Source organism: Actinomadura sp. KC345 (assembly GCF_004348515.1).
Classification (GTDB): domain Bacteria; phylum Actinomycetota; class Actinomycetes; order Streptosporangiales; family Streptosporangiaceae; genus Spirillospora.
Window position 1 is genome coordinate 1 of the sequence record NZ_SMKH01000445.1, and the last position, 4,674, is coordinate 4,674.

At 70.2% G+C, this 4,674-nt stretch carries 6 protein-coding genes; 1 reads left to right on the top strand and 5 read right to left on the bottom strand.

Annotated features, from left to right (window positions below; genetic code table 11):
- Positions 1-285 precede the first annotated feature (285 nt).
- A complete protein-coding gene (hisC, locus tag E1281_RS37690) occupies positions 286-1,365 on the bottom strand; it encodes a histidinol-phosphate transaminase (protein WP_131884486.1) in 1,080 nt (359 codons plus the stop codon).
- 29 nt (positions 1,366-1,394) lie between these two features.
- On the opposite strand from hisC, the gene E1281_RS42750 reads away from it, so the two are divergent.
- On the top strand, positions 1,395-1,523 hold the full coding sequence (locus tag E1281_RS42750; RefSeq protein WP_279433688.1) for a hypothetical protein: 129 nt from the start codon (positions 1,395-1,397) through the stop codon (positions 1,521-1,523).
- Here E1281_RS42750 and E1281_RS37695 read toward each other — a convergent pair.
- The 4 genes from E1281_RS37695 to E1281_RS37710 all read right to left on the bottom strand — a co-directional run bounded on the left by E1281_RS37695 (position 1,513) and on the right by E1281_RS37710 (position 4,350).
- Positions 1,513-1,794, bottom strand: a complete 282-nt coding sequence (locus E1281_RS37695; RefSeq protein WP_131884487.1) for a DUF6401 family natural product biosynthesis protein — start codon at positions 1,792-1,794, stop codon at positions 1,513-1,515. The genes E1281_RS42750 and E1281_RS37695 overlap by 11 nt on opposite strands.
- Positions 1,795-1,833: 39 nt before the next feature.
- Positions 1,834-2,529 (bottom strand): NUDIX domain-containing protein, encoded by a 696-nt coding sequence (locus E1281_RS37700; protein WP_131884488.1) that lies wholly within the window; start codon positions 2,527-2,529, stop codon positions 1,834-1,836.
- A gap of 167 nt (positions 2,530-2,696) precedes the next feature.
- Positions 2,697-4,055 (bottom strand): flotillin family protein, encoded by a 1,359-nt coding sequence (locus E1281_RS37705; RefSeq protein ID WP_131884489.1) that lies wholly within the window; start codon positions 4,053-4,055, stop codon positions 2,697-2,699.
- A 112-nt stretch (positions 4,056-4,167) separates the two neighbouring features.
- A complete protein-coding gene (locus tag E1281_RS37710) occupies positions 4,168-4,350 on the bottom strand; it encodes a hypothetical protein (protein WP_131884490.1) in 183 nt (60 codons plus the stop codon).
- Between the last annotated feature and the right edge of the window lie 324 nt (positions 4,351-4,674).

The following is a 4,674-nucleotide window of genomic DNA, read 5'->3' on the forward strand; positions in this document are numbered from 1 at the left end:
CCCCAGCCGGGCCGCCCCCGCCAGCTCTACCGCCTGATCGTCGAAAAGCTCGGCTCGGCGCGTGCTTGATTGCAGTGCCCTTGGCGGTCGGGCCCTGGAGGGCCCTCCCTTCGGCGGGCACTGCGTGCGATCGCTGCATCGCTCCGAACTCGCCTTGCGGCTCGCTTCGCGATCAGGTTTCTCGCAGGCTCGAAACCTGCCTTCGGACGCGATCGCAGTGGTTCAGGTTGGTGCGGGGTTGCGGTGGCGCTGGGGTCGTCGCGTCCGGTTGGCGGCCTGGGTGATTTAGGTGCGATGGGGGTAGGTCTTCGCTACCTGTAGGAAGGCGTCGTTCTCTTCTGGGGAGCCGATGGAGATTCGGGCGCCGTCGCCGTCGAACGGGCGGACGCTGACGCCCTGGGCGTCGCAGGCCGCGGAGAAGTCCATCGTCCGGTCGCCGAGGCGCAGCCAGACGAAGTTGGCCTCGGTCGGCGGGACGGTCCAGCCGTCGGCGCGCAGGGCGCCGCGGACGCGGTCGCGTTCCTTCACCGTTCCCTCGACGCGTTCCAGCAGCTCATCGGTCGCCTCCAGGGACGCGATACCCGCCGCCTGCGCGACGGAGTTCACGCTGAACGGCAGGAACGTCTTGCGGATCGCGCCGGCCACCAGCGGGTGCGCGACGAGGAACCCGATGCGCAGGCCCGCGAGCCCGTAGGCCTTGGAGAACGTCCGCAGGATCGCGAGGTTGGGCCGGTCGCCGTAGAGCGTGAGGCCGTCGGGGACCTCGTCGTCGCGGATGTACTCGCGGTACGCCTCGTCCAGGACGACCAGGCAGTCGGCGGGGACGCGGTCCAGGAACGCCTCCAGCTCGGCGCGGCGGACGGCCGTGCCGGTCGGGTTGTTCGGGTTGCAGACGAAGATCAGCCGCGTCTTCTCGGTGATCGCGTCGGCCATCGCGGCCAGGTCGTGGGTCTCGTCGCGCAGCGGCACCTGGACGCCCGTCGCGCCCGACAGCGACACCAGCAGCGGGTACGCCTCGAACGACCGCCACGCGTACACCACCTCGGCGCCCGGCTCCGCGACGGCCTCCAGAAGCATCTGGGTCACGCCGACCGAGCCGCAGCCCACCGCGACGTGATCGGCGGGGACATCGCAGAACGACGCGATCGCCTCGGTCAGCGCCGTGGCGTTGTTGTCGGGGTAGCGGTTGACGTTCCTCGCCGCCTCGCCGATCGCGTCCACGACCGACGGGAGCGGCCCGTGGGGCGACTCGTTGGACGACAGCTTGAACGAGCGGCCCTCGGGTGACACCACGACCTTCCCGGGCTTGTAAGCCACGAACCGGTCGAGGACGGAGCGGAAGCGCGGAGTGTTTGCCTCGGACACCGTTGTCCTCCAGATTGCGCAGGGGTGACGTGGCCCCAGCCTACGCAGCGCCCCTCGCCACGTGGTACGGCGTCACGCGGTACGGCGTCACGCGGTACGGCGTCACGCGGTACGGCGTCACGCGGTACGGCGTCACGCGGTACGGCGTCACGCGGTAAGGCGCATCATCCAGCACACCGCCACGATGCGGACGAACTCCCAGTCCCGGGTGTCGTCCGGCCACCAGCCGCGATCGAAGGCCTCCTCGGCGAATCTGCGCAGGTAGCCCATCAGCTCCTGCTCACCGGGCGTGCCCAGCTCATCCTTGAGGCTGGCCACGTGCTGGTCGACGGCCGCCGCGAGACCCGGGGAGCCGGCCATCTCCGCGACGCCGGCCTCCCCGATGTCCCGCACGAGCAGGCCGAGGGCTTCGGGCGAGTCACCGTCCATAGCGTGCGAAACTAGCAACCGTCCGGCCACACCACGAAATCACCCCTGCTCAACGTACGCGGAAGCGCGCGGGCGCAGCATCGGCGGGCGCAGCTGCTCGGCGTCGCCGCGCCGGTACAGCCGGGCCGGACGGCCGCCGTCGCGCGTCGTCGTCCGCTCGGTCGGGATGAGGAACCGGTCGGCGCCGGTGACCTTCCGGTGGAAGTTCCGCGGGTCCAGGCTCGTCCCCCACACGATCTCGTAGACGCGGCGCAGCTCGGCGACGGTGAACTCGGACGGGCAGAACGCGGCGGCCAGCGAGGTGTACTCCAGCTTGGCCCGCGCCCGCTCCATCCCGTCGCACAGGATCCGCCGGTGGTCGAACGCGGCCCGGTCCTGGTGGACGAGATCGTCCACGGCCGTCCACAGCACCTGGGCGCGGCTGGACGCGGGCAGGTCCGGGGCCAGGCCCAGGTACGCGACGCTGACCACCCGCTGCCGGGGATCGCGATCGGGATACCCGTAGGTGGCGAGCTGCTCGAGGTGGATCCGCACGTCCGCGAGCCCCGCCCGCTCCGCCATCAGCCGGGACGCGGCGGCGGGCAGGTCCTCGTCGAGCTGGATGAACCCGCCCGGCAACGACCACGCCCCGTCGTACGGCGGCCGGTCGCGCCGCCAGCGCAGCGCGCTCAGGCGCTGCTCCCGCACGGTGAGCACGACGAGATCGACGGAGACGGCAAGCCGCGGCACGGACATAGAACGAACCTAGCCCGACCGGACCACCGCTAGCGCCCGGACCGGAAATGCGCGTGCCGCCCGTCCCCGCCGTCCCTCCACAAGATCGCCGGGATGCCGGAGGACACCGGTGTCCAGAGCGCGAAGCCCGGCCGGAACCCGGCCGGGCCTCGCTGCGGAGTGGACCGTCAGTCGTCGTCCTTGGAGATGTCGACGGGGACCGTCGACGCGGGCGGGGCCGCGGGCGCGGCGCCGTTGTGGGCGGGGGCCTGGCCGTTCTGCACGTTCAGGTTGCCCAGGAGCTGGCGGGCGAGGCCGAGGCCGGTGCCGCCGAGCGTGAGCGCCTTGGCCAGCATCTCCTCGACGCCCTGGGCGCCGTTGAGCACGACCATGTTGTCGACGTTGCCGAACACGCCCGCGCCGGCCTCGACGATCTGCGGCCACTGCTCGGCGAGCTGCTGGGCGATGACGGCGTCGGTGTTCTCGGCCAGCGCGTCCGCGCGGGCCTTGATCGCCTCGGCCTCGGCGAGACCCTTCCGGCGGGTCGCGTCGGCCTCGGCCTCACCGAGCAGCCGGATGGCCTCGGACTCGCGCTGCGCCTTCAGCTGGACCTCGGTCGCCGCGGCCTGGGCGTAGGAGATGCGCTCCTCGCGCTCGGCCTCGGCCAGCTTGACCTGCTCGTACGCCTTGGCGTCCGCGGGCCTGCGGACCTCGCTCTCCAGCCGCTTCTCGGTCCGCTCGGCCTCCAGCTCGGCGTTGCGGGTCTCCTTGAGGATGACCTCCTGGCGGGCCTGCTGCGCGGCCTGCTGCACCTGGCCCTCGTACTCGGCCTTCTTCATCTCGGTGTCCCGGATGACCGCGGCGTTCTGCCGCTCGGTCTCCTGCTCGCGCTCGGTCGCCTCCTGGTTGCGCTCGGCCTCGGCGATGCGGGCTGCGGCGGCGACCTTGGCGGCGTGCGGGCGGCCGAGGTTGGTGATGTAGCCGGTCTCGTCTTCGATCTCCTGGATCTGCAGCGAGTCGACGACCAGGCCGAGCTTGCTCATCTCGTCGGCGGCGGACATCCGCGTCTCGCTGGTGAGCCGCTCGCGGTTGAGGATGAGGTCCTCGACCGTGAGGTTGCCGATGATCGAGCGCAGGTGGCCGGTGAACAGCTCGTGGATCGCGCCGTCCATCGAGGACTGCTGCTCCAGGAAGCGCCGCGCCGCGTTGGCGATCGAGACCAGGTCGTCCCCGACCTTGTAGATGACCACACCGCGGACCGCGACCGGGATCCCCTGCTGGGTCACGCAGTTGACCTCGAGGTTGGCGGCCCGGCTGTCGAGCTGGAGCCGCCGGGAGACCTGGAAACCGGGCAGGACGGCCGTCCCCTTGCCGGTCACTATCTTGAACCCGAGGCTGTCCATGCCGTTCACCGGCTTCGACTTGGCGCCGAGACCGGAGATGATCAGCGCCTCGTTCGGCTCGGCGACCCGCCAGACCAGCTTGAACAAAATGATCAACACGATGATGGCGACCACGACTGCGATCGCCACGGGCAGCACGGGCATGCGACCTCCTCTTCATTTATGAAAGCGGCCGACCTCGGAGACGAGCGCCGCGGGCGTCCTGCTGGACGGAGTTTCCCTGTAGACGCAGGAAACGGCAATTCGGTTCAGATCGTCACTGTCCGAGTGCGGCCGCCACGTACACCGTCCGGGGCGGCTGGTACTCGACCACGACGACGATCGTTCCGACGATGATCTCCTCGCGCGGATCCACCGGGTGGGCGTAGAACGCCTCGACCCCGCCGCGGACCGGAACCATCACCTCTCCGACCAGCCCGGGACCGATCCTGCCGGTCACCCGGCCTTCTCTACCGATCAATCAGACCTGCTTTCCTGTAGTTCCCTTGGCGGTCGGGCCCTGGGGCCCTCCCTTCAACGGGAACTACGGTGCGATCGCTGCATCGCTTCGACTCGCCCTGGGGGCTCGCTGCGCGATCAGGTTTCTCGCAGGCTCGAAACCTGCCTTCGGACGCGATCGCGGACCCTCAGGTTGTTGATGGCTAAGGGTAACGGCTGAGGTCGTCGCGATTTGGGTCACGTAACCCCTTCAGGGAGGATGCAGCCGATTTGAGACAGGAGCCGTGAACAGGGGTTCGGCTTCTGGGGGCTGCGGTCGAGGACC

Bases quoted from the DNA above. Each gene is read 5' to 3' on its own strand.
- E1281_RS37695 (WP_131884487.1), bottom strand. From the start codon at position 1,794: ATGGACGGTGACTCGCCCGAAGCCCTCGGCCTGCTCGTGCGGGACATC.
- E1281_RS37700 (WP_131884488.1), bottom strand. From the start codon at position 2,529: ATGTCCGTGCCGCGGCTTGCCGTCTCCGTCGATCTCGTCGTGCTCACC.
- E1281_RS37705 (WP_131884489.1), bottom strand. From the start codon at position 4,055: ATGCCCGTGCTGCCCGTGGCGATCGCAGTCGTGGTCGCCATCATCGTG.